This window comes from Burkholderia puraquae (assembly GCF_002099195.1).
Lineage (GTDB): Bacteria > Pseudomonadota > Gammaproteobacteria > Burkholderiales > Burkholderiaceae > Burkholderia > Burkholderia puraquae.
Genome location: NZ_NBYX01000009.1, coordinates 1 through 22,588 on the forward strand (window position 1 = coordinate 1; position 22,588 = coordinate 22,588).

General features: G+C 64.3%; 24 protein-coding genes and 1 pseudogene. 13 read left to right on the forward strand and 12 right to left on the reverse strand.

From position 1 onward, the window contains the following. Together B7G54_RS18330 and B7G54_RS18335 are read left to right on the forward strand one after the other, a co-directional pair. Positions 1-194: integrase core domain-containing protein (locus tag B7G54_RS18330; protein ID WP_085041208.1), on the forward strand; the 194-nt coding region annotated here is incomplete at its 5' end. Between the two features lie 35 nt (positions 195-229). After that, a pseudogene (locus B7G54_RS18335) lies at positions 230-394 on the forward strand (DNA adenine methylase); the annotation flags it as partial. A gap of 88 nt (positions 395-482) precedes the next feature. Here B7G54_RS18335 and B7G54_RS38665 read toward each other — a convergent pair. Next, positions 483-995 (reverse strand): hypothetical protein, encoded by a 513-nt coding sequence (locus B7G54_RS38665; RefSeq protein ID WP_133059187.1) that lies wholly within the window; start codon positions 993-995, stop codon positions 483-485. Then, positions 992-1,549, reverse strand: coding sequence for a hypothetical protein (locus B7G54_RS18340; protein ID WP_244289378.1), 558 nt, complete (start codon positions 1,547-1,549; stop codon positions 992-994). The genes B7G54_RS38665 and B7G54_RS18340 overlap by 4 nt, the downstream gene beginning before the upstream one ends. Positions 1,550-1,605: 56 nt before the next feature. On the opposite strand from B7G54_RS18340, the gene B7G54_RS38670 reads away from it, so the two are divergent. Beyond that, positions 1,606-1,788 carry a hypothetical protein gene (locus B7G54_RS38670; protein WP_085040367.1) on the forward strand — a complete coding sequence of 61 codons (183 nt, stop codon included), beginning with the start codon at positions 1,606-1,608 and terminating at the stop codon, positions 1,786-1,788. Positions 1,789-1,803: 15 nt separating this feature from the next. Here the strand turns inward: B7G54_RS38670 and B7G54_RS18350 are convergent, their stop codons facing one another. After that, positions 1,804-4,503: a type VI secretion system Vgr family protein gene (locus B7G54_RS18350; RefSeq protein ID WP_085040368.1), complete on the reverse strand. Its 2,700-nt coding sequence runs from the start codon at positions 4,501-4,503 to the stop codon at positions 1,804-1,806. Positions 4,504-5,005: 502 nt separating this feature from the next. On the opposite strand from B7G54_RS18350, the gene B7G54_RS18355 reads away from it, so the two are divergent. Next, positions 5,006-5,449: a GNAT family N-acetyltransferase gene (locus B7G54_RS18355; RefSeq protein ID WP_085040369.1), complete on the forward strand. Its 444-nt coding sequence runs from the start codon at positions 5,006-5,008 to the stop codon at positions 5,447-5,449. Between the two features lie 118 nt (positions 5,450-5,567). On the opposite strand, the gene B7G54_RS18360 is transcribed toward B7G54_RS18355, so the two are convergent. Next, a complete protein-coding gene (locus B7G54_RS18360; protein ID WP_085040370.1) occupies positions 5,568-6,116 on the reverse strand; it encodes a GNAT family N-acetyltransferase in 549 nt (182 codons plus the stop codon). 58 nt (positions 6,117-6,174) lie between these two features. Then, complete coding sequence (locus B7G54_RS18365) at positions 6,175-6,795, reverse strand: helix-turn-helix domain-containing protein (protein WP_085040371.1); 621 nt, start codon at positions 6,793-6,795, stop codon at positions 6,175-6,177. A gap of 125 nt (positions 6,796-6,920) precedes the next feature. Here B7G54_RS18365 and B7G54_RS18370 point away from each other — a divergent pair, with 125 nt between their 5' ends. Next, positions 6,921-7,157: a ParD-like family protein gene (locus tag B7G54_RS18370; protein ID WP_085040372.1), complete on the forward strand. Its 237-nt coding sequence runs from the start codon at positions 6,921-6,923 to the stop codon at positions 7,155-7,157. After that, positions 7,157-7,963, forward strand: a complete 807-nt coding sequence (map, locus tag B7G54_RS18375) for a type I methionyl aminopeptidase (RefSeq protein WP_085040373.1) — start codon at positions 7,157-7,159, stop codon at positions 7,961-7,963. Before B7G54_RS18370 ends, map begins: the two co-directional genes overlap by 1 nt. A gap of 154 nt (positions 7,964-8,117) precedes the next feature. Here map and B7G54_RS18380 read toward each other — a convergent pair whose 3' ends face one another. Both B7G54_RS18380 and B7G54_RS18385 read right to left on the reverse strand, forming a co-directional pair. Continuing rightward, positions 8,118-8,621: a GAF domain-containing protein gene (locus tag B7G54_RS18380; RefSeq protein ID WP_085040374.1), complete on the reverse strand. Its 504-nt coding sequence runs from the start codon at positions 8,619-8,621 to the stop codon at positions 8,118-8,120. Positions 8,622-8,732: 111 nt separating this feature from the next. Beyond that, positions 8,733-9,650, reverse strand: coding sequence for a LysR family transcriptional regulator (locus B7G54_RS18385; RefSeq protein WP_085040375.1), 918 nt, complete (start codon positions 9,648-9,650; stop codon positions 8,733-8,735). Positions 9,651-9,759: 109 nt separating this feature from the next. Here B7G54_RS18385 and B7G54_RS18390 point away from each other — a divergent pair, with 109 nt between their 5' ends. Both B7G54_RS18390 and B7G54_RS18395 read left to right on the forward strand, forming a co-directional pair. Next, on the forward strand, positions 9,760-10,632 hold the full coding sequence (locus tag B7G54_RS18390) for a pirin family protein (protein WP_085040580.1): 873 nt from the start codon (positions 9,760-9,762) through the stop codon (positions 10,630-10,632). 126 nt (positions 10,633-10,758) lie between these two features. Continuing rightward, positions 10,759-11,244, forward strand: a complete 486-nt coding sequence (locus B7G54_RS18395) for a GNAT family N-acetyltransferase (protein ID WP_085040376.1) — start codon at positions 10,759-10,761, stop codon at positions 11,242-11,244. A gap of 22 nt (positions 11,245-11,266) precedes the next feature. Here the strand turns inward: B7G54_RS18395 and B7G54_RS18400 are convergent, their stop codons facing one another. From B7G54_RS18400 to B7G54_RS18410, 3 genes are read right to left on the reverse strand one after another with little or no spacing between them, the layout of a single operon-like run. Beyond that, positions 11,267-12,136: a cytochrome c oxidase assembly protein gene (locus B7G54_RS18400; protein ID WP_085040377.1), complete on the reverse strand. Its 870-nt coding sequence runs from the start codon at positions 12,134-12,136 to the stop codon at positions 11,267-11,269. Between the two features lie 10 nt (positions 12,137-12,146). Beyond that, entirely contained in the window at positions 12,147-12,593 is a 447-nt protein-coding gene (locus tag B7G54_RS18405; protein WP_048249512.1) for a copper chaperone PCu(A)C, read from the reverse strand. 18 nt (positions 12,594-12,611) lie between these two features. Next, complete coding sequence (locus tag B7G54_RS18410; RefSeq protein WP_085040379.1) at positions 12,612-13,247, reverse strand: SCO family protein; 636 nt, start codon at positions 13,245-13,247, stop codon at positions 12,612-12,614. Between the two features lie 275 nt (positions 13,248-13,522). Between B7G54_RS18410 and otsB the strand changes: the two genes are divergently transcribed. Next, positions 13,523-14,275, forward strand: a complete 753-nt coding sequence (gene otsB / locus B7G54_RS18415) for a trehalose-phosphatase (RefSeq protein WP_085040380.1) — start codon at positions 13,523-13,525, stop codon at positions 14,273-14,275. Further along, positions 14,272-15,651, forward strand: a complete 1,380-nt coding sequence (gene otsA / locus B7G54_RS18420; RefSeq protein ID WP_085040381.1) for an alpha,alpha-trehalose-phosphate synthase (UDP-forming) — start codon at positions 14,272-14,274, stop codon at positions 15,649-15,651. The genes otsB and otsA overlap by 4 nt, the downstream gene beginning before the upstream one ends. Positions 15,652-15,812: 161 nt before the next feature. Here otsA and B7G54_RS18425 read toward each other — a convergent pair whose 3' ends face one another. Further along, positions 15,813-17,645, reverse strand: coding sequence for an ABC transporter ATP-binding protein (locus tag B7G54_RS18425; RefSeq protein WP_085040382.1), 1,833 nt, complete (start codon positions 17,643-17,645; stop codon positions 15,813-15,815). A gap of 563 nt (positions 17,646-18,208) precedes the next feature. On the opposite strand from B7G54_RS18425, the gene B7G54_RS18430 reads away from it, so the two are divergent. The 3 genes from B7G54_RS18430 to B7G54_RS18440 all read left to right on the forward strand — a co-directional run bounded on the left by B7G54_RS18430 (position 18,209) and on the right by B7G54_RS18440 (position 20,821). Further along, positions 18,209-19,273, forward strand: a complete 1,065-nt coding sequence (locus B7G54_RS18430) for a glycosyltransferase family 4 protein (RefSeq protein ID WP_006476459.1) — start codon at positions 18,209-18,211, stop codon at positions 19,271-19,273. A 237-nt stretch (positions 19,274-19,510) separates the two neighbouring features. Then, the gene (locus B7G54_RS18435; RefSeq protein ID WP_085040383.1) at positions 19,511-20,317 is read left to right on the forward strand and encodes a hypothetical protein; all 807 of its coding nucleotides are present in this window, start codon (positions 19,511-19,513) and stop codon (positions 20,315-20,317) included. A 39-nt stretch (positions 20,318-20,356) separates the two neighbouring features. Then, positions 20,357-20,821, forward strand: coding sequence for a DUF2214 family protein (locus tag B7G54_RS18440; RefSeq protein WP_085040581.1), 465 nt, complete (start codon positions 20,357-20,359; stop codon positions 20,819-20,821). Positions 20,822-21,012: 191 nt separating this feature from the next. Here B7G54_RS18440 and gudD read toward each other — a convergent pair whose 3' ends face one another. Next, entirely contained in the window at positions 21,013-22,365 is a 1,353-nt protein-coding gene (gudD, locus tag B7G54_RS18445) for a glucarate dehydratase (RefSeq protein WP_085040384.1), read from the reverse strand. Positions 22,366-22,588: the final 223 nt, after the last annotated feature.

A 22,588-nucleotide genomic window follows, 5' to 3' on the forward strand; every position in this document is an offset into this window, starting at 1 on the left:
ACGGCAAGCTGCGCGACGAATTGCTGAATCGCGAATGGTTCCGCAGCCGGGCCGAGGCCAAGGTACTCATCGAACGCTGGCGACAGTTTTACAACGAGCGTCGGCCCCATAGCGCTCATCGCTATCAACCTCCTGCCACGGTCCGTCGAGCCTGGCTGGATTCCGATAATATCGACGCGAGACTCACTGCCTGATTGGTCACAAAATTCCGCCTCAGGTCAAGGTCACGATCGTGAGCCTCAATGACCATCCCGACATTCGGCGCGTGTTCGACGGCTTTCACATCGAGACCGTGCCGATTCAATACACGGTCGGCGGTGGGAGGGGCGTTGAGCGAAACGAGTTGATCATCTTCAGTTGGGATGATGCCGCTCAGCCGGTTGGATTGTTCTAACCGATGATGCCGGGGCGTGCAATCGCGCCGGCATCATACTCACGGATAGGCGAAGGCGGGATAGGAGGCGCTTAAGCAGATGAACATGTCAGGAACGCTGCTTAACGTCGCGCACAGCAAAATATAATTTTTTGGTTTTTGAATTCAGGAGATATCCACCGTGTACATTTTGAAACGAGCCACTCTGCCCAAGCCCTTCAAAGTTAAAGCTGACGCAGACATATCGCTGATTGCCGTCTTTTGCAATGCTCCATTGGGCCAGTGTTGGGTTAAATGAGGTGGGTTTAATTTCACCGTTATTCCGAACGGATATGGATCTGGAAAATCGGTAAATATTACCGGAATAGATCAATGCTTGATCGGATTTTCCGTCTGCGTATCCAATATCGATGCCTTTGTATTTGAATAGGTAACTAGCGTTGAATCCGTCTGCGTAATCATCCTGTTGTAGAACCTCATCCACATCGATGTTTTGGATGGTGACGGAGGGCGCAACCGACTGCGCTAGAAGACAACTTTTAACCAAGCTTTCGCTCGGGGGGGCAGCCCATCCGATGCTGGCGACGACCATGATCGATACAGCGAAAATACTCTTCTTCATCGGTATTCGCTCCCGCGCGTAACGTCTAGGTACTGCTGGTTGTATTTCCAAAAAATTGTGCCGCCGACACCTGCTGTTGAATCGTAAGCGTGATCGTAACGTCCCGTTTCCACCTTTTCGGTCTCCACTTTTTTAGTCTTCTTGTCTTTCTTCTTTATTATTTTGTATAAAATTACGAGTTTTGTCGAATCCTTGATATCGTATATATTGTGGCTCGGGTCGGTAATTTTAATTCCGTGCCTCACCTTAAAATGGTTGTTGTAATTTGTTTTGATGTCCGCGCCATCCCAAAAATAAGCGCCGTTCGATTTATCTGGGCCGCCCGCAAGTGCGTTGCGGGCAGCGTCGATCGCGGCCTGCATGGCGGGATTCTTCGCGATTTGGTCATCCGTCGCCTTCATCATGCTGTTGTAGCGTGCATTGCCATCGCCAACCACGAATGAGAATGTTGGATCGTTTTTTGTAAATGTGGCCATGTCGGAATAGCCTCGCGCATCACGTTGTCGAACAAGCACACTTGCGATAGCCATCATTTCATCGGAATTGTTCTGCAAAGATGCTTCTCCGTAAGCCATCGCTGCAAGTAGCTTTGTCTGGGCATCGACAGGCGGTGCTGCCGCTGGAGCACTGGCAGGCGCTGGAGCACTGGCAGGCGCTGGAGCACTGGCTGGCGCTGCGGGGCTGGCGGGCGCTGGAGAGCTGGCTGGCGCTGCGGGGCTGGCGGGCGCTGGGGTGCTGGCAGGCGCCGCGGGACTCGCAGGCGCTGCAGGACTGGCTGGCTGCTGTGTGCTAGAGGGATTTGAATTGCTCATGCGCTTTTCCTTGCTGAATCTCCTGCAATCCACGTGACTAGTTTTAGGGAAGATTGCCCTGAAACACTCACCGTTTCTCCGGAGGCATATTTTCCTTTTTTCGTGTGGAGATCGTCATCGCTAAACAGGTCGTAGTGATATCCTTCGACCGGCGTGGTTCCATTCTCCAATAACACGAAACTCTGTTCGACAATCTCGTCATCAGAGGAAGTCGCAGAGAAAGCTGGCAACGCATAGCTCATGCTCGCTGGGCCACTAAACGAGTGCTGGCTGCCCTTAATATCGATTTTACCCGGCGCATGAATTTCGATATTGCCATCCTTGATTCGAATATATGCTCCGCCGGATGTCAGCAGAATTTCCTCTTTGGCTACTCCCTCAATCGTCGCCGTGGCCGACAGCACCTTCACCGTCTTCTGCGCGATCAACTCGATGTTGTCGTCCTGCGCGTTCACCTCCACTTTCCCCTTCGCAGCAAACAGCTTCATCCCGGCGTTCTGCACAAACAGGCTGATTTTCTCTGCGACGCTCGCAACTAGCGATTTCCCGCTGGCAATGAATACGCTCTGCCCACTAACGAAATTGGTATGCTGATCGCTCGACACGTGCACCGATTGCTGAGTCGACAATGCAATACCGGAGGGGCTCGCAATCAGCATGAGGGGCTGCCGGAATCCGTTCGCACTGCCGGTGCCACCACCTGCTGTCCTGCCTCCAGCATGTGAGCCTTCTATACGGTCTTGTGTCGCATCGGTAAATTTCTTCAGCGCATCGTGCCCCTCTGCCAGACTTTCTGCCTGATGCGTCTGGCTGGCCTGCGACATCGCTTCGATGGTGCTTTCTGCGTCCACGAGTTGCTGTTGCGCCTCGCGGACGTCAAGCTGCAGGCTGTTTGCATGCTTCTGATGTGTCGTAACGTACAGCCCCTTTGCGGCACGTACGGCACCAGACAAGTCCGTCTTCAAGTCGAAGCCTGAACCAAGAATTGCACCGCGTGTGTTGCCGTTTTGCTCGATCAGATATCCGAGGTGAAGCAAGCTGTTCCCCGTACTGCTGAACAGTCTGGCTCGATTCTGTCCTGTCGCATCGTCAAGGACCATCTCGTTATAACCGCTCCCCGAATACTCCTTCGAACGGTAGCCGGACAAGATGCCATTGCTATGCCATTGCGGCTGAACGCTACCGTTGTAGACACGATGCAGGACTATAGGCCTATCACAATCTCCGCCTATGTAGCCCACTAGGACTTCCTCACCGACTCTCGGAACGTGCACGCTTCCGTAGCCGCCGCCGGTGTCTGACTGCGCGACTCTCACCCAGCACGAGGCATTTGCGTTTCCTGAGTTCTGTCGGTCCCAAACGAACATGACCTTTACGCGATTCAATGCATCCGTGTACACCTCTTCGCCCTGCGGCCCAACGACGATTGCCGTCTCTAACTCCATCGTTGGCTTCTTGTGCTCGAACGGGCTCCTATACGGAACCGTCACGCGCTGCGCCTCGACTTCGACTAGATAAAAACCAGCCGAGCCGTCTTCGTGAGTGACGACCTCTCCCGTTTGTTCGAACTTCGCCTGCGCTAGTTCGCTCTGCAAGCTATACGGAAAGTTCGCTTCGTGATTCGATAACGGCAGGTTGTTCTCAATGTACCGACGCACTTTGATCGCAGCGAATTCTCGCTGCCCGGCTTGATCTTGATCGTGCTCAGGATGGCCAGTGAGAATGAAGCGACGGCCGGCATCGATAGCCCGAACACCTCCGATACCGAGGAATCGCTTTGCCCTCGACTCCCATTCTTCTAGGTGAATCTTCGAAAGATGCTCACCGCGATCCTGGTTCAAATAGGTGTAGGCACCGGTATATTCGTAGACTTCAGTCTGCTCCGGCAAATTTCCTTGACCGGCCGTCGTCGGCAGCGTCGTACCTTTTGGATTGGCCAGAGAGGACGGCGCTTTATAGTCGAACGTGCGTGTCGTGTACACGGTACTCTGCAATGTCCGCGACCCTGCCCATTGCGTAAATGCGGCCGTTTCTCTACTTGTGCCCGATCTCGAGAATCCGACTTGTTTGGGCAAGACCTCATCAAGCGAGTAAATGTCGTCGGTCACGATAAACCTATGCGACTTCCCTTCGTTGTCGTGACGCCAAAAGCCGAACAAGCCTTCTTCTTCCATCAATCGATGGACAAAATTCCAGTCCGTCTCACTCTGACGGCAATACGAGCGCGAGGGTAACGTCTTCACCAAGGCGAATTCGAATTGCCCTCGCGCTTGCGGATGCGCATTGAATACATCGGTGAGGATGGCGTCAACGCTTGTGTCCTGCCAGTACCGCATATCGCTGCGGAATTTGAGGAAATGCATCCATGAAGCAAAAGCCAACTGGTAACTTGAAAGGCTTCCGTCAGAACCAAGTTTGCGAGCTGTATGGATGTATCCGTTGATGGGTAGATAAGACTTGTTCGCTTGCTGCAACCAAAGGGTCATCGGCTGAGCGATCAACGTTTTGAGCTCGATATCGCCTGCCGTGGATACCATGTCGAGCGTGACACTGAAGTCACGGCCAAGCTCGGAATAAGTCACAGCTCTGCGCGGAACAAGCGCATTCTCCGGCAGCGATGGGATGCTCGTCTTGAGCAGGCGATCTTGCTGGATCAGGCCGCCACGAATCGCCTGAGCCACTTCGGTCATGTTCATGCGTTTTCCATCTTGTTGTTTTTTTGCAAGCCCTTGATGGCCCGCGCTCTCACGGGGACGGCTTCCCCGGCTATGTAGCGGCAATTTTAGCAGCGTCGCCCGGTCATGAAATGAAAAGCGGTGTGAGGTTGCGCGTAATGATTCTGACGAACTTGCGCGCAAGCGTGGCGAGGCGCACATGAACATTTTTATGCGAACGTGATTCACCGATCAAAGTCACTTTGGGGGTGGGGTGCTGGGTGGTTAAATTGGATGGTTATTGCGCATATGCCATTGATTAATAATAGATAATGACGGCCTGCAAAGCCGTTTAGGCCGGTTCGACTCCGGCTCGCGCCTCCAGATAAAGCCCCGCTTCGGCGGGGCTTTTCTTTTTTCTGCGTTCGTTGCAGAGGTGGGTCGTGATGCGGGCGGGGCGGGTGCGGTAGCATGGCGCGATCGGCGGGGGGGGAGTCCTGCGCGAGACGTCGAGGCTGTCGATGGCGATACCAGGTGAAGCGAATTGAATACTCCGGGGCTCGAAACGAGAGAGGCGCGGCTATCCGATTGCGCCGCAATCGCGAGGCTGCTGTGCCAGCTTGGATATGAGGCGACGCCCGCACTGATTCATGAAAAGTTGCAGTTCCTGGCCGACAAGCCGGGTGGCCGGGTTTGCGTGGCGACTCTGGGTGGCGAGGTCGTCGGCAGTATCAGCCTGCACATCCTTCCGCTCTTTCATGCTGCCGGAAATCTCGGGCGCGTCACGAGCATGGTCGTTGACGCGCATCACCGGGGATGCGGAATTGGCGGTGCACTGATGGCGGCGGCAGAACGTTGGTTTGAGAGCGGCCGATGCGTGAAGCTGGAGGTGACGAGTGGCGATCAACGCCCGGACGCTCATCGCTTTTATGCGCATCATGGTTTCGTGCGCGACGGGCAGCGGCTCTCCAGGAGCATGCACCCGTAGCACGGTCCGAAAGACAAAAAGCCCGCTATGAGCGGGCTTCTTTTATTTTCGGTGCATGAAGCGAGATGCTCGAGCGGGCTCCGGCGACGCGATGCCGCTCGTTTGTCGCGCGATTCGTTCAGCCATCCACCGGCTGCGTCGGCGTTTCGAGCGTCAATTGATAGAACGCCGCGTCGAGCCACCGGCCGAACTTGAATCCCGCCTGCGTGATCGTGCCCGAGTGCATGAATCCGAGCTTCGTATGCAGTGCGATGCTTCCGGCATTGGTTGCATCGATGCAGCCGACCACCACGTGCACTTGCGCTGCGCGCGCGCGCCGGACCACTTCACGCAGCAGCACCTCGCCAAGCCCGCGGCCGCGCTGGTCGCGATGCACGTACACGCTGTGTTCGACCGTGTACTTGTAGGCGGGAAACGCGCGGAACGTGCCCCAGCTCGCAAAGCCCAGCAGCGTGCCCGACGCGTCGACCGCACCGATGACCGGGAAGCCGCCGGCGCGCTTCGCCGCGAACCAGGCGGCCATCGCTTCCGGCGCACGCGGCTTGTAGTCGTACAGCGCGGTCGAGTTCGCGATCGCGTCGTTCAGGATCTCGAGGATGGCCGGTGCATGCTCGGCCTCGCTGCAATCGATCAGGCGCACGTCGTCGCGCTGTTTCGGGGAATTCATACCAGCTCCTGTGGGCAGTAAGAAGGGCGCGCGCACGGCTGCTGCGACGACGCGTTCATCAGAGGTTCCGCACGCCGGCGGCGGACGCATCGCAGATCACGACGACATAGCGCGCGGCATGCGACGACGGGTTGCTGAAAATCAGCGGCTGGTCGAGCCGCATGGCCAGGCAGTCGCCTGCGTGAAGTTCGTGAAGCGCGTCGCCGAACGTGACATCGACGCGGCCGCTGATGATCCACACCTGCTGATGCAGCGCGCTTTCGCGTCCGCCACTGTCGTACGCGACGCGCGCACCGGGCGGGAAATCCACTTCGACGAGCTGAATCGGCGACGGCCAGCCGGCCGGGGAGAGATTGCGGCGCACATAGCCGGACGCCGGATCTCGCCATTCGGCCTGCTGCGCGCGGCGTGCCAGCGGCTGCGCGGGCGTGTCGCCCTGGTCGCCGCCGAACAGCCCGGCCAGCGAGACGCCGAGCCCGGCGGCAAGCTTGTCGAGCACGACGGCCGTCGGGCTGGCCGATGCGCGTTCGATGAGCGAGATCATCGAACGGCTGACGCCGGAGCGAGCGGCCAGCGCATCGAGCGTGTAGCCTCGTACGGTGCGCAGGTCGCGTACGCGCCGGGCGATGCGTTCATTGATCCCGGTGTCGTCGGCAACGGCGGTGACTGATTCTTTCATGGTGGATTTATTTTCCAGCAAACTGGAATTCGATGTCAACGACACGACGGAATCCGAATGGCTTGCCCGGTGGTCGTGTGCGGCGTAATATACGAATCGACTACGTTTCGTTTAATTGGGGATATATGGGCATCATCAAGATTTCCGAGCATATGCACGAACGGCTGCGCTCGACCAGCACGGCGCTGAGCCGCTCGATCAACGCGCAGGCCGAACACTGGCTGCGCGTCGGGATGCTGGCGGAACTCAATCCGGCGCTGTCCTACGGCGACATCTGCCGGATGCTGATCGAGGCCGAAACACGGGGCGGTGAGGCGGGGCCGGCGGAACCGGTCGAGCACCGCATCGAGCAGGTGGCGTAATGGCGAAGCGCGAAATCCCGATCCGCGGCGCCGCAGAAATCGCCAAGTCGCGCGAAGCCGCGAAGCTCGCGTCGCAGGTGCTGACGATGATTACCGAGCACGTGAAGCCGGGCGTCTCCACCGATGACCTGGACGCTCGCTGCCGCGAATACATCGTCGACGTGCTCGGCGCGATCCCGGCGAACATCGGCTACCACGGTTATCCGAAGACGCTGTGCACGTCGGTCAACCACGTGGTGTGTCACGGCATTCCGACGTCGCGGCCGCTGCGCGACGGCGACATCGTGAACCTCGACATCGCGGTGATCAAGGATGGCTGGTTCGGCGATACGAGCCGCATGTACTTCGTCGGCGAACCGAACGAACTCGCGCGGCGGCTCGTCGCGACGACCTATGAGGCGATGCACGCGGGCATCCGCGCGGTGCGTCCGGGCGCAACGCTCGGCGATGTCGGCTACGCGATCCAGCAGGTCGCGCATCGCGAAGGATTCAGCGTGGTTCGCGAGTATTGCGGGCATGGCATCGGCGATGTCTATCACGACGAGCCGCAGGTGCTTCATTACGGCCGCCCGGGCACCGGCGTGCCGCTTCGGCCGGGGATGATCTTCACGATCGAGCCGATGCTCAACGCGGGCAAGCGCGACACGCGCATGCTGGCGGACGGCTGGACGGTCGTCACGAAGGACCATTCGCTGTCGGCGCAATGGGAGCACATGGTCGTGGTGACGGAAACGGGCTTCGAGGTGCTGACCGAGGATGCGACGCCGCAGGCATTCCCGGCGCTGTCCGGCACGCACGCCGCCTGACGGCCGCTGCGCGCCGCGAAGGGCGGTGCGGCGGCACAGTGGAACGGGCCCCTTTTGCGGGGCCCGTTTCGTTTGCGTTCGAGGTCGCGCGGCGCGATTCACGCGCGAATGCGGCGCCCGGCGGCTCGGGAGATGAACGCGACTCGGCCGCCGCTCAACCGCGCGCCTTGTGCCATGCGGATTCGACAAACACGCGGCACAGCGCTTCCATTCCTCGGCGGTCTTCCTCGTCGAAGCGCGCGGCGACCGGGCTGTCGACGTCCCACACGCCGATCAGCGTGCCGTCGCCGGCCACCAGCGGCACGACGATTTCCGATTCCGACGCCGCGTCGCACGCGATATGGCCGGGGAAGTCATGCACGTCGCGCACGACCTGTGTCTCGCGCGTTTGCGCGGCGGTGCCGCACACGCCCTTGCCGAGCGCGATCCGCACGCAGGCAGGCTTGCCCTGGAACGGCCCGACCACGAGTTCCGTCCCGTCGAAGAAGTAGAAGCCGGCCCAATTGAGACGGTCGAGCGAGTGGTAGACGAGTGCGGAGAAATTGGCCGCGTTCGCGATCAGGTCGCGTTCGGACTCGACGAGCGCGCGCGCCTGCTCGACGAGCGTCGCGTATTGATCGGCCTTGGAGGCGTTGGGGTCGTTGGACAGCGTGAACATGGCGGGAAGCGATCAGGGTGGTGGAATGCGCGATGCGCGTACCGGAGTCTACGGCACGCGCGCATCGTTTGCAGCGCCCGGTCGTGGTCGGTCACGCGTGAAGCGGCGTGCTCAATCGGGTTCGAGCTCGGCAAACCGCTCCGCCAGAAAATCGAGCAGCGCGCGCACCGCGGGCAGCAGCCCCCGGCGCGATGCGAATACCGCATGCACGATCTCGCGGCGCGGCGCCCAGTCGGGCAGCACGGCTGCCAGCTCGCCACGCGCGACCTCATCGCGCACCATCATCGTCGGCAACTGCACGATGCCGACGCCCGCGACGGCCGCCGCGCGCAGCGCGAGCATGCCGCCCGTCACGAAGCGCGGCTGGTGATGGATTTCCGCGTGAGCGCCGTCGGGCCCGCGCAGCCGCCACACGTGCGCGGACTGCGGGGCGCCGTGATCGAGGCTCGGCAGGCGCGCGAGATCGGCGGGAACGGCCGGTGCCCCATGCTCGCGCAGCAGCGCGGGGCTCGCGACGAGGCACTGGCCGCGCTCGGCCAGCACGCGCAGCGCGAGATCGCTGTCTTCGAGCGGCGGCGGGCGCACGCGGATCGCGACGTCGATCCCTTCGCCGACCACGTCGACGCGCCGGTTGGTCGCTTCCAGGTGAATCTCGACGCGCGGGCACGCGACCATGAACGCGGCGATCATCGTGCCGACCAGCGAATCGAGCAGCACGATCGGGCAACTGACGCGCACGATGCCGCGTGGCTCCTCGTGCAGCAGCGCGATCGCCTCGTCGGCGGCATCGGCCTCGACGAGCATCGCGCGGCAATGCGCGTAATAAGTCTGGCCGACGTCGGTGACCGTGAAGCGGCGCGTCGAGCGCTGGATCAGCCGCATCCCGAGCCGTGCCTCGAGCAGCGCGATGCGGCGGCTCAGCTTCGATTTCGGCATGTCGAGCGCACGCCCGGCCGGTGCGAAGCCGCCGTGTTCGACGACCTGTACGAAGTAATAGAGATCGTTCAGATCCCGCGCTTTATCGTTCATGAAATGGAACGCTGAGTGCGATTTTGGCAGTCTACCGGATCGATCGTTCCACCTCTATATTCCTGTTCAGGATGCGAAACACGTGTTTCGCCGCAATTCGGAGAAGGCAATGAAGAAGATCCAGGGTGTGTACAGTGCGCCGCGCGGCCATTGGGTCGGCGACGGTTTCCCGGTGCGTTCGATGTTCAGCTACCAGTCTCACGGCGCGCACCTGAGCCCGTTCCTGTTGCTCGATTATGCCGGCCCGACCACGTTCGAGCCGGGCTCGGCCGCGGCACCGCGCGGTGTCGGCCAGCATCCGCACCGCGGATTCGAGACGGTGACGATCGTCTATGACGGCGAGGTCGCCCACCGCGACTCGACCGGCGCGGGCGGCGTGATCGGCCCGGGCGACGTGCAGTGGATGACGGCCGCGAGCGGGATCCTGCATGAGGAATTCCACTCGGAAGGGTTCACGAAGCGTGGCGGCCCGCTCGAGATGGTGCAGCTGTGGGTGAACCTGCCCGCCGCGGACAAGATGGGGGCGCCCGGCTACCAGACGCTGCTGAACGCCGACATCCCCGTGGTCGAGCTGCCGGACGGCGCGGGGCGTGCGCGGATCATCGCGGGTGAGCTCGACGGGCGACGCGGCCCGGCCCGCACGCATACGCCGATCGACGTGTGGGACGTGCGGCTCGTGGCCGGCGGCCATGCGCGGTTCCCGGTTGCCGAAGGGCGCACGCTCGCGGTGGTCGTGCTGAGCGGTACCGTGCAGGTGAACGGCGAGACGGTCGCCCGTGAAGCGCAGTTCGTGCAGCTCGGCCGCGACGGCAGCGACGTCGAGATCGAAGCGAACGGCGACGCGAAGCTGCTGATCCTGAGCGGCGAACCGATCGACGAACCCGTCGTCGGTTACGGGCCGTTCGTGATGAACTCGCAAGCGGAGATCCGCACCGCGATCGAGGACTTCAACAGTGGCCGCTTCGGCCAGATGCCGGCATGACAGACAGGCCCCGCGCAATGCGGGGCCTTTTTTTGCGCGCGGGCAGCCGGTCGCGCGTCGAGTGCGCTTCGAGGCATAATCGACGATTGCCGCGCGCCGGCCGGCGCGCCCGAATCAGGATCGACCATGAACGCATCCGCTGCATCCCTGAGCGCCGCCGATCTCGACTGGCGCTGGAAATCCTTCGGCGCGCTGACGGCGCGCGAAGTCTATTCGATCCTCGAAGCACGTAGCGCGGTGTTCGTCGTCGAGCAGAACTGCGTGTATCGCGACATCGACGACGCGGACCAGGCCGCATGGCACCTGGCTGCATTCGATCCGGCCGGCCGTCTGGCCGGCTACCTGCGCGTGCTGCTGCCCGATGCGCAGAACACCGACGTGCGTATCGGCCGCGTGCTGACGACCGCCGCATTTCGCGGCGCGGGCCTCGGCAACGAACTGTTGTCGCGCGCGCTCGAGCATATCCGTGCGCAGTGGCCGGATACGCCGGTGAGCCTGCATGCGCAGGCCCACTTGCAGCGTTTTTACGGGGCCTTCGGCTTCGCGCCGAGTTCGGACGTGCACGACGAGGACGGCATCCCGCACGTGTGGATGAGCAGCGCACGCGCGTAATGCGCGATGCGCTGCGCAGCGGTCAGTGCGTGGCGTGTGCCACCGACGGCCGGTCCGCGCGCGGCGCGGCCCGTTCATCGATCAGGCGGCCGCGAGCGGACAGCCGCAGCCAGTGCCGCAGCGCGATCAGCGCGCCGATCACGCTCATCATCGAGCCGGGGATCCACAGCAGCAGGCCGCCGATCTGCTGGTCGCGCAGCGGGCTCAGCCACGTGAACGCACGGCCGCAGATCGAATAGATCGGATACAGCTCGTGCGGCGTGAAGAAGATGAGCGCGCCGAGCGCGATCTGCGGCGGGATCGCCGCGACGACGATCAGGATCCGGCGGCCCGGCGACAACCGCGCGGGCGGCGCGGGACGCGGATCGACGACGAGCCACCAGAACAGCAGCCCGTCGATCACCATGCTCCAGTTCATCACGCGATAGAGGCGCCAGTCGAGCATCGCGATGAAGTGGATCGGCGACAACAGCCAGAAATAGATCAGCCCGACGAACAGCACGACCGCGACGACGGGATGGAACACCACGTCGAGCGTCGCGCGCACGGGCGCCCACGCGAGCGCCGGGCGCACGAAACGCTGCCGCCAGCGAAACGGGATGCCTGCGCGAATCGCCGCGCCCGGATAGGACAGCGCGATGAAGAACGGCCCGAGGTGGTGCAGCACGAGATGCTGCGCGCGATGCAGGAAGAACTCGTGCTCGAAGAAATAGTCGAGCCGCGTATGCAGCGCGATGTAGAGCGCCGTCAGCCCGAACCAGAACGAGAACTGCCGCAGCGGCGACACCTTCGCCTTCTTCACGCCGCGCGCGAACAGCACGGCAGCGGCCAGCACCGCGATCACCACGGTCGGCGACGGTTCCCACGGATCGAGCCAGTACAGGAGGTTCATCGCGCGCGCATCACTTCGCCTGGGCCGGCGATTTCACGGCGAACGGCGCATCGACCGTTTCACCGTCGGAGAATTTCAGGCGCAGGTGCACGGTGTCGCCCGGCTTGATCGCGTGCTTCGGCTCCTCGAGCATGAAGTGGTAGCCGCCCGGCGCGATGTCGACCTTGCCGCGCGCGGGGATCGTCAGCTTGTCGACCATTTCCATCTTCTGCGTCGAGCCGTTCGAAACGGTCTGGTGCAGCATCGCCATTCCGTAGTCGGGGCTGTCGACGTCGACGAGGTCGACCGGCTTGTCGCTGGTGTTCACGAGCGTCACGTAGCCGCCGGCGGGCAGCTTGTTCGGCAGCCAGCGCACCCATGCGTTCTGTGCGGTGATCGCGCCGGCGGCATACGCGTGGGCGCCGGCGCACAGCGCGGCGAGGAGGGCGAACGTCTTGAGTGTCGTTTTCGTTTTCATTTTCATGTCGGGATGAATTCAGGTCGTGGAGGCGGTGTCGATGATCCGGCGCACATCGGCGGCGATGGCGTCGGGTGAGTCGCGGTCGGTCGCAAGCAGGCGGGCGCGGCCGCTCGCGTCGAAGATGTAGACGGCCGAGCTGTGCGTGACTTCGTAGCCGCCGGACGGATCGCGCTTTTCCATCTGGTACGCGACGCGATAGCGCTTCGCGAGCGATTCGATCTGGCGGTCGGTGCCGGTCAGCCCGTGCGCATGCGCGGCGTCGAATGCGGCGACATACGATTGCATTGCCTGCGGCGTGTCGCGTGCAGGGTCGACCGACACGAACAGGATGCGCACGTCGTTTGCCTGCGGGCCGAGCTTCGCCAGCACTTCCATCAGTCGCGCCATCGTTTCGGGGCAGACATCGGGGCAGTGCGTGTAGCCGAAGTAGACGAGCGCGACCTGGCCGTGGAACGCATCGGCGTCGACGGGGCGGCCGTCGCCGCCCGTCAGCGTGAACGACAGGTCGGGCAGGTGGCCGGTAACGTTGGTCAGGTTCCAGCGCGGCTCGTCGTGCGTGCACGCGGCGAGCGCCACGGCGGCGGCGAGGGCCGCGGCCGTGCGGATGAAGCGGGAGAAGCGCCGGTGCGGCGCGCGACGGGCAGACGACATCCTGGAGCTCGATCGGACGGAATGGTAGCCGCGGCGCCATGCGTCGCGCGGCAGGCGGTTGGGACTGTAGCGCAATTCGCTCGCCCGCGCCCTTTCGAAACCCGTACGCGGCGGGCGAGCGGGGCAATATGTCGCAGTTGACGCAGGCGGCGGCGCGATGCCGGCGATGCAGCGGTTTCGCCCATCTCGATGCGCAGGCGCGGTAAGATGCGCACAATTCCATTCGCGCAGTGGCGGCCCGGCGCTTGCCGGCCGACCCTCAGACTATCGAATCGATGCAATCCGTTCCGGCTTCCCTGTCCCTGACCGATACCGCGTTCTTCTTCGACTTCGACGGCACGCTTGTCGAACTGGCGCCGACGCCCGACGGCATTCATGTTCCGCCGTCGCTGCTGACGCTGCTCGACGAGTTGCAGCGCCGCTCGAACGGTGCGGTCGCGATCGTGTCCGGGCGCGGTATCGACAACCTCGACACGTTCCTGAAGATGCCCGGCCTGCCGATGGCCGGCCTGCACGGCGCGGAGCGCCGCGATGCGAACGGCGACACGCAGCGCATCGGCTTCAACGACGAACGCCTGCTGCGCATCGAGCGCGAGCTGGCGGCCGTTGTCGACCGTCATCCGGGCATGCTGCTCGAAATCAAGGGCGCGGCCGTCGCGCTGCACTACCGCAACGCGCCCGAGCGCGAGGCGGCTGCGCGCGCGGCAACCGAGCGCCTCGTCGCCGACTATGCCGACGCGTATGTCCTGCAGCCCGGCAAGATGGTGTTCGAGATCAAGCCGAAGGGCGTCGACAAGGGCCGCGCGCTCGCCGCGTTCCTCGACGAGCCGCCGTTCGCGGGCCGCGTGCCGCTGTTCGCGGGCGACGACCTGACCGACGAGAAGGGTTTCGCGGTGGTCAACGCGCGCGGAGGCCTGTCGATCAAGGTCGGCGCGGGCGAGACATCCGCCCGCATGCGGCTCGATTCGGTCGACGCGCTGCATGAGCAGATCGCGTGCTGGCTCGGTGCGGGGCAGCCGGACGCATGAGTCGCCTCATCATCGTTTCAAACCGCGTCGCGCCGATTTCGGAAGGCGAACCGGCGGCGGGCGGCCTCGCGATCGGCGTCTACGATGCGCTGAAGGAGACGGGCGGCATGTGGTTCGGCTGGAGCGGCGAGGTCGTCGCGTCCGGCGCGCCGCAGATCCGCGTCGAGGAGCACGGGCCCGTCACGTTCGCGACCATCGGCCTGTCGCGGCGCGACTACGACCAGTACTACCGCGGCTTCTCGAACGCGACGCTGTGGCCCGCGTTTCACTACCGTGCCGACCTGATCCAGTACGACCGTCACGAGTTCGAAGGCTACAGCCGCGTGAACGTGTGGCTCGCCCAGCAGCTCGTACCGCTGCTGCAGGACGACGACGTGATCTGGGTGCACGACTATCACCTGATCCCGTTCGCGCGTGCACTGCGCGCGGCCGGCGTGAAGAACCGCATCGGCTTCTTCCTGCACATCCCGTTTCCCGCCGCGCAGGTGCTCGTCAACGTGCCGCCGCATCGCGATCTCGTCGAGTCGCTGTGCGCGTTCGACCTGCTCGGTTTCCAGACCGAACCCGACCTGCGCGCGTTCTGCGACTACGTCGAATCCGAAGCAGATGGCGCGATCGAGCGCGACGGCCACCTGGCGACGGTGCGTGCGTTCGGCCGGACGCTGCGCGCGGCGGCGTATCCGATCGGCGTGCATCCGGACGAGATCGCGTCGCTCGCGCAGGCAGGCGAGCACGGCAAGGCGGTGCGCACGCTCGCGACGTCGCTGCGCGGCCGCAAGCTGATCATGAGCGTCGACCGGCTCGATTACTCGAAGGGGCTCGTCGAGCGCTTCCGCGCGTTCGAGAAGCTGCTCGAGCACGAGCCGTCGCATCGCAATCGCGTGTCGTTCCTGCAGATCGCGCCGTCTACCCGCGCGGAGCTGCGTGCGTACCAGGACATCCGCCTGCAGCTCGAAGGGGAGTCGGGGCGGATCAACGGACGCTTCGCCGAGCTCGACTGGGCGCCGATCCTCTATATCCATCGCCAGTACGACCGCCAGCTGCTCGCCGCGCTATACCGGCTCGCGCGGGTCGGCTACGTGACGCCGCTGCGTGACGGGATGAACCTTGTCGCGAAGGAGTACGTCTCCGCGCAGAATCCGGACGATCCGGGCGTGCTCGTGCTGTCGCGCTTCGCGGGCGCGGCGCGCGAGCTGACGGGGGCGCTGATCGTCAATCCGATCGATATCGACGGGATGGCCGATGCGTTGTCGCAGGCGCTGACGATGCCGCTCGCCGAGCGGCGCACGCGTTATGCGGACATGATCGCGCAGCTTCGCGAGAACAACGTGTCGGTGTGGCGCGACAACTTCCTGCGCGATCTGCAGCACGCATAAGCGGCGGTTTCCCGTGCAATAAAAAAGCCGCAGCGCGCGAATGAACTGAACCCCAAAAGTTGGACGCCAACTTTTGGGGTTTTTTTCATGGCGACACAGACCGAGCAATTCAAGCGATCAGCGGTGAAGCGCTGCGCTTTTTGCCGGCGGGGGCCGGCGCGTCAGGCCACGCGTTCGCCGGTCGGCGTGCTGCCGTCGGGGGCCGGGTGATGGCGGCCGTGCTGTTTCGCGAGCAGGTCGCGGTACAGGCCCGGGCGGTTGCGCAGCACGTCGGGCGCGCCGTCGTCGATCACCTTGCCGTTGTTCATCACGATGATTCGGTCGAAGTTGCGCAGCGTCGACAGGCGGTGTGCGATCGCGATCACCGTGCGGCCGACCATCAGGCGGTCGAGCGCGCTCTGGATCGCTTCCTCGGATGCGCTGTCGAGCGCGGACGTCGCTTCGTCGAGCAGCAGGATCGGCGCATCCTTCAGGATCGCGCGCGCGATCGCGATGCGCTGGCGCTGGCCGCCCGACAGCTTGACGCCGCGGTCGCCGACGATCGTGTCATAGCCTTCCGGCATCGCTTCGATGAACTCCGCGCAGCGGGCGTCGCGCGCGGCGGCGAGCACTTCGTCGCGGGTCGCGTCGGGGCGGCCATATGCGATGTTGTCGTAGATCGTCCGGTGCAGCAGCGAGATGTCCTGCGGCACGAGCGCGATCGCGTGGCGCAGGCTGTCTTGCGTGATCGTCTTCACGTCCTGGCCGTCGACCTGCACGGCGCCGTCCTGCGTGTCGTAGAAGCGTTGCAGCAGCGCGAGCACGGTCGACTTGCCGGCGCCCGACTTGCCGATCAGGCCGACGCGCTGGCCCGGCTCGATATGGAGGTCGAAGTGGTCGAGGATCGCACGACGGTGCGGATACGCGAACGTCACGCGCTCGAAGTCGACGCGGCCACCCTTGGCCGACAGCGGCTGTGCATCGGAGCGGTCCGGCATCCCGTGCGGCTCGAGCAGCGTCTTGACGGCTTCGGACAGGCGCGCGATGTGCTGCGTGACGTCGACGAGCGCGACCGCGAGATCGCGCGTGCCGTGCAGGATCGTGAAGCCGAGCGAGCTGACGAGCACGATGTCGCCTGACGTCGCGCGGCCCTGGTCCCACAGCCACAGCGCCCAGCCGAGCAGGCCGGCGGACAGCATTGCGGTGATCACCGCGTGCAGCAGGCGCAGCTTCTCGAGATAGAGCAGGCTTTGCTGGCGCGCATCCATCTCGGCCTTGACCGTCGCGCCGAAGCGCTTCTGTTCGCGCAGCGTCATCCCGAATGCGCGCACGAGGCCCATGTTGCCGATCACGTCGACGAGCTCGCCGTCGACCGCCGCGGCCTTCGCAGCGAACGCGTGGTGGCGGGCCGAGCCGCGCCCGGCGAGCTTGAACAGGATGACGGACAGCACGGCCGAACAGCCGAGCAGGCCGGCCGCCATCATCGGATTGACGACGATGATCATCAGGATCGCGCCCATCACCGCGATGCACGGCGGCAGCACGTTCCACGCCATCGTGTTCTCCGACGTGTAGACCGCGTTCGACGTGGCCGTGATGCGGCTCGCGAGCGTGCCGGGCTGCTTTTCGGCGTAGTAGGTGGGCGAATGGCCGATCAGGTACTGGAACAGGTCGCGCCGCAAGTCGCCGGTGACCGCGACGAACGTGTGCGCGGCGAACCAGCCGCCGACGCGCCACAGGAGGTTGTCGGCCGCGATCAGCCCGACGAGCAGCGCGAATGCGCTCCACAGCGGGCCGGGATGATGCCGCCCGGTCGCCAGTACGTCGATCAGGTGCTTGATCGCGTATTGCGAACCGAGCGCGCAGCCGACGGCGGCCAGCACACTGCAGAGCACGACCAGGTGGGCGACAGGATGAAGGCGGATGTAGCGGTACAGGAACGCGATCGGCCGGTGCGCGTAGCTCGACAGCTTCGCGTTGTGGGCGTTGCGCTGGGCGGGGGTAAGAGATTCCAAAATATGCGTGCGGTGATTCGGTGATTGAGCGTGGCGGCTGGATCGCATGCCGGCGTTCGCCCGGACTGAATAATCCGGCATTGTAAACAAGGCCGTGCGCTGCGCTGCGCGAATCTTGACTGGGTCAGCGGCTCGCGATCGATTTTGAGATAAAATCCGGCATCCCGTCCTGCCTCATGTGCCGGAATCACGCTGCCGGCAGTCACGGGTGCAAGGAACGCCAAAAGGGCCTTCCACTCTAGAACGGACACCCGAGTCCGCGGGTTGCAAAGTGTTGCACCTTTGTAACAAAGTAAAGTGTTTGAAATGTTGTGCGCCGTATCGGGATTAACCCTAGATAATCGGCTCCGGGTTCGATTCCAGGTTTTTTACGAACCCCTGTCAACGGGTCTTCGTTTCAAACGTTCTATGCCTGTCGCGTCGCCGACGCTCCTTGAGCAGCGCGGGTTTGACGCCCCCGGCAGGCTGATTCGTCCGATTTTCGGACGACATGCATCCAGCCCGGACCGCCGGCAGGTTGCCGACCCATACCTGGTTTTTAGCCGATTTTTTAGGAGTTACGCATGCGAATCGCCCAAATCGCTCCGTTGCACGAAGCGGTGCCCCCGAAACTGTACGGCGGTACCGAGCGAGTGGTGTCCTATCTCACCGAAGCACTCGTCGAGATGGGGCATGACGTCACGCTCTTCGCGAGCGGCGATTCGCAAACTTCCGCGAAGCTCGAAGCTTGCTGGCCGCAGGCGCTGCGCCTCGACCCGACGATCCGCGACGTGATGGCACCGCACATGCTGCTCCTCGAGCAGGTGCGCCGCCGCGCGGAAGAGTTCGATGTCCTGCACTGCCATATCGACTACTACCCGTTCTCGCTGTTCTCGCGCCAGCCGGTCCCGCATCTGACGACGATGCACGGCCGTCTCGACCTGCCGGAACTGCAGCCGATCTTCAACGCATTCAGCGACGTGCCGGTCGTGTCGATCTCCGACAACCAGCGCATCCCGCTGCCGCAGGCGAACTGGCTGTCGACCGTCTACCACGGCCTGCCGGAAAACCTGCTGACGCCGATCCCGAACGTGAAGCCGAGCTACCTGGCGTTCCTGGGCCGCATCTCGCCGGAGAAGCGCGTCGATACGGCGATCCGCATCGCCGAGCAGGCCGGCCTGCCGATCAAGATCGCCGCGAAGCTCGACAAGGCTGACCGCGCGTACTACGAAGAGAAGATCAAGCCGCTGTTCGCGCTGCCGCATGTCGAGTACATCGGCGAAATCAGCGAGTCGGAAAAGACCGAATTCCTGGGCAACGCGCACGCGCTGCTGTTCCCGATCGACTGGCCGGAGCCCTTCGGCCTGGTGATGATCGAGGCGATGGCATGCGGCACGCCGGTGATCGCGTTCAAGCGCGGCTCGGTGCCGGAAGTGATCGACAACGGCGTGTCGGGCTTCGTCGTCGAAGACGAACTGTCGGCCGTCGCCGCGCTCAAGCGCCTCGATACGCTGCCGCGCGAGAAGGTCCGCGCTGCGTTCGAAGCCCGCTTCTCGTCGAAGGTGATGGCGCAGAACTACGTGAAGGGCTACGAGGAACTGCTGCGCCAGAAGCGCCGCACGGTGCTCCGCGAAGTCAACGCAAGCTGATTGCGGGCCGCCGCCGCGCTGCGACGCGCGGCTTGGCCTCGACGCCCCGTCCGGGTTCCCGGCGGGGCGTTGTCACATCCGCGGCGTGGATCTGTTGTATTCTCGCCGCGCCCGACGCTGCGAACGCCCCCCGAAGCAGCCCGGCATGGCATCCGGCCGTCTGTCCAGACGGTAATGTCCCTATAATGGCCGTGCCGTGAAATCCGGCCCCGCACGAATATCCAGAGGAGAGCAGTCTTGGCGAGAACGAAATCCACGCGCGCAGCGCCGGCCCCCGGCGCCGGTGTGATCTTCGCGTTGCGTGCGATCGGTCTCGTGCTGCTCGCGCGCTGGCTGTTCTCGATGTCCCAGATGGGCTATCGCTCGTCGCTGTCGGCGATGGTGTCGTCGCCCTGGGCGTTCGTCTACCTCCTGCTGATCTTCCTGCTGCTCGCGCTGCCGGGCGCCGTCGCGCGCGCCGAACGGCCGTTTCATCCGCTGCCGCAGTGGCTGCGCCAGGCGCTGCGCGTCTTCGCGCTGATCGGTTTCCTGTTCGCGATCTGGTCGATCGGCATGTTCGTATGGGTGGACGGCTGGCGCCTCGCGCTGCATGCGGTGACGGCGACCAATGGCTGGCTCGTTGCCGCACCGGCGCTTTATGCGGCGATCGTCTGGATCTGCCGCCCGCGGCCGCTGTGGCGGACCAACGTGGCCGCGCGCCGCTTCGCGGTCGGTCGTTATGCGATTTCGCTCGACGTGCTGACGCGCACCGCGATCGTCTGGATGGAAAGCCGCAAGGTTGGCCAGTACGACGCGCGCGAACTGTCGGTGCGCTGGCCCGGCCGGGCGGCGCCTGCCGCAGGCGAGGGGGCGATGGACGCGCAGCCGGCCGTCGTGCCGCCGCGCCGCGGCAGCCTGTTCAATCGGCCGAAGGTCGAACTGCTGTGGGATTCGCCGGCGGCCGTCGGCCATAACCGGCAGATCGTCATGCGCGCGCCGCTCGCGACCGAAGGCGACCGCGTCGCCGTGCTCGCACTCGACGCCGCACTCAAACAGATCGTCTGACAAGGCCCGCGCACGGCGTGCGGGCGACACGGAGGCATGATGATCGTCCGCTGGTTGCTGGCTGCCATTCACCTGAGCGCGTTCGGCGTCGCGTTTGCCGCGATCGCGGGGCGGAACCGCGCGTTGCGGCGGCTGATCGCGTCAACGCAGGCGGCTGACCTGCCCGGTGTATTCAAGGCCGACGCCGCGTGGGGGCTGTCGGCGCTCGTGCTGATCGTGACGGGCCTGATGCGCGCGTTCGGCGGTTTCGAGAAAGGCACCGCGTACTACCTGCACGAACCGCTCTTTCACCTGAAGATGACCGCGCTCGTGCTGATCCTGCTGCTCGAGGTCGTGCCGATGCTCGGGTTGATCCGGTGGCGCGTCGCCGCGCGGCAGCAGCAGATGCCCGATCTCGGCCGTGCATGCACCTATGTGCGGATCGGTCATTGGCAGGCGGTGCTCGTGATCGTCATCGTGTTCGCCGCGTCGGGAATGGCGCGGGGGATCGGGCTGGCCGGGTAGGTGCGGTCGGCTAGGGTTGGCCCAGGCGAGGCCGGCCAGGCCCGTCATCGCTACCGCCACCATCCTCCGGATCCGGGTCGACCCGCGTAGCGTCTTCCTCTTCCAGACACCACCAGCCCGACCGCGGGCTGCATCGCTCCTCTCGATTCAGGCCCGACCGGCCGATCCCTGCCGCCCGGTCGGGCCCGTGCTCAGCGCACGAGGCAGGGGCGCTTGTTGTTGAAGGTCCACCCCGGAATCAGGTACTGCATCGCGGCCGCGTCGTCGCGCGTACCGAGCCCGTGCTGCTTGTACAGCTCGTGTGCGACTGCGACGGCATCCATGTCGATATCGACGCCAAGCCCCGGCCGCTTCGGCACCTCCACCAGCCCGTTCTCGATCTTCAGCGGTTCGCGCGTCAGCCGTTCGCCGTCCTGCCAGATCCAGTGCGTGTCGATCGCGGTGACCTGGCCCGGCGCGGCGGCCGCGACGTGCGTGAACATCGCGAGCGACACGTCGAAGTGGTTGTTCGAGTGCGAGCCCCACGTGAGGCCCCAGTCGCGGCACATCTGCGCGACGCGCACCGAACCCTGCATCGTCCAGAAGTGCGGATCGGCGAGCGGGATGTCGACGGCCTGCAACTGCACCGCATGACCCATTTGCCGCCAGTCGGTCGCGATCATGTTGGTTGCCGTCGGCAGCCCCGTCGCGCGGCGGAATTCGGCCATCACCTCGCGGCCCGAGTAGCCGTTCTCCGCGCCGCACGGATCTTCCGCGTAGGCGAGCACGTGATGCTGGTCACGGCACAGCCGCACGGCTTCGTCGAGCGACCACGCGCCGTTCGGGTCGAGCGTCACGCGCGCGTCGGGGAAGCGCTCGGCGAGCGCCGTCACGGCCTCGATCTCGCTCGCGCCTTCGAATACGCCGCCTTTCAGCTTGAAGTCGTTGAAGCCGTAGCGCGCATGCGCGGCCTCGGCGAGCCGCACGACGGCCTCGGGCGTCAGTGCGGCTTCGTCGCGCACGCGTGTCCAGTCGTCGGTTGCGCCGCTGCCGTCGCGATAGGCGAGTGCGGTCTTCGTGCGATCGCCGACGTAGAACAGGTAGCCGAGCATTTCGACGCGCTCGCGCTGCTGGCCCTCGCCGAGCAGTGCGGCGACCGGCACGCCGAGGTGCTGGCCGAGCAGGTCGAGCAGTGCGGCCTCGAGTGCGGTGACCGCGTGGATCGTCGTGCGCAGGTCGAAGGTCTGCAGCCCGCGGCCGCCCGCATCGCGGTCGGCGAAGGTGCGCCGCACGTCGTTGAGCACCGCGTGGTAATTGCCGACCGGCTGGCCGACGACGAGCGCGCGCGCATCGTCGAGCGTGCGGCGGATGCTTTCGCCGCCCGGTACTTCACCGACGCCGGTCCGGCCTGCGCTGTCCTTCAGGATCACGAGGTTGCGGGTGAAGAACGGACCGTGTGCGCCGCTCAGGTTGAGCAGCATGCTGTCGTGGCCGGCGACCGGAATCGCTTGCAGGTCGACGATGCGCGGCGTGTCGTGGGAGGGCGAGGCAGTGACGGCGTTCATGGGCGGCGATGGCGAAAGGGTGGGCAATGCCGTGCGGCAAAAGCTTTGCCGCGCGCGGCGGGAGGTGCGATCATTCGACAACCGACATGCGCGGCGCGCAAGCCCCGCAGGTCGACGCAACCCGAAACGGGGTGGGAGCGACAACCTGACCAGCGGAGCGCAGAACGCGAACGCTGGCTGATCGTAAGACGTGGGACCAGGCGGCGCTGGAATGCCCGCTTGA

Bases quoted from the DNA above. Each gene is read 5' to 3' on its own strand.
- B7G54_RS18430 (WP_006476459.1), top strand. From the start codon at position 18,209: ATGCGAATCGCCCAAATCGCTCCGTTGCACGAAGCGGTGCCCCCGAAA.
- otsB (WP_085040380.1), top strand. From the start codon at position 13,523: ATGCAATCCGTTCCGGCTTCCCTGTCCCTGACCGATACCGCGTTCTTC.
- B7G54_RS18440 (WP_085040581.1), top strand. From the start codon at position 20,357: ATGATCGTCCGCTGGTTGCTGGCTGCCATTCACCTGAGCGCGTTCGGC.
- B7G54_RS18385 (WP_085040375.1), bottom strand. From the start codon at position 9,650: ATGAACGATAAAGCGCGGGATCTGAACGATCTCTATTACTTCGTACAG.
- B7G54_RS18350 (WP_085040368.1), bottom strand. From the start codon at position 4,503: ATGAACATGACCGAAGTGGCTCAGGCGATTCGTGGCGGCCTGATCCAG.
- B7G54_RS18395 (WP_085040376.1), top strand. From the start codon at position 10,759: ATGAACGCATCCGCTGCATCCCTGAGCGCCGCCGATCTCGACTGGCGC.
- otsA (WP_085040381.1), top strand. From the start codon at position 14,272: ATGAGTCGCCTCATCATCGTTTCAAACCGCGTCGCGCCGATTTCGGAA.
- map (WP_085040373.1), top strand. From the start codon at position 7,157: ATGGCGAAGCGCGAAATCCCGATCCGCGGCGCCGCAGAAATCGCCAAG.
- B7G54_RS18390 (WP_085040580.1), top strand. From the start codon at position 9,760: ATGAAGAAGATCCAGGGTGTGTACAGTGCGCCGCGCGGCCATTGGGTC.
- B7G54_RS18400 (WP_085040377.1), bottom strand. From the start codon at position 12,136: ATGAACCTCCTGTACTGGCTCGATCCGTGGGAACCGTCGCCGACCGTG.
- B7G54_RS18410 (WP_085040379.1), bottom strand. From the start codon at position 13,247: ATGTCGTCTGCCCGTCGCGCGCCGCACCGGCGCTTCTCCCGCTTCATC.
- B7G54_RS18360 (WP_085040370.1), bottom strand. From the start codon at position 6,116: ATGAATTCCCCGAAACAGCGCGACGACGTGCGCCTGATCGATTGCAGC.
- gudD (WP_085040384.1), bottom strand. From the start codon at position 22,365: ATGAACGCCGTCACTGCCTCGCCCTCCCACGACACGCCGCGCATCGTC.
- B7G54_RS38665 (WP_133059187.1), bottom strand. From the start codon at position 995: ATGAAGAAGAGTATTTTCGCTGTATCGATCATGGTCGTCGCCAGCATC.
- B7G54_RS18370 (WP_085040372.1), top strand. From the start codon at position 6,921: ATGGGCATCATCAAGATTTCCGAGCATATGCACGAACGGCTGCGCTCG.
- B7G54_RS18380 (WP_085040374.1), bottom strand. From the start codon at position 8,621: ATGTTCACGCTGTCCAACGACCCCAACGCCTCCAAGGCCGATCAATAC.
- B7G54_RS18405 (WP_048249512.1), bottom strand. From the start codon at position 12,593: ATGAAAACGAAAACGACACTCAAGACGTTCGCCCTCCTCGCCGCGCTG.
- B7G54_RS18365 (WP_085040371.1), bottom strand. From the start codon at position 6,795: ATGAAAGAATCAGTCACCGCCGTTGCCGACGACACCGGGATCAATGAA.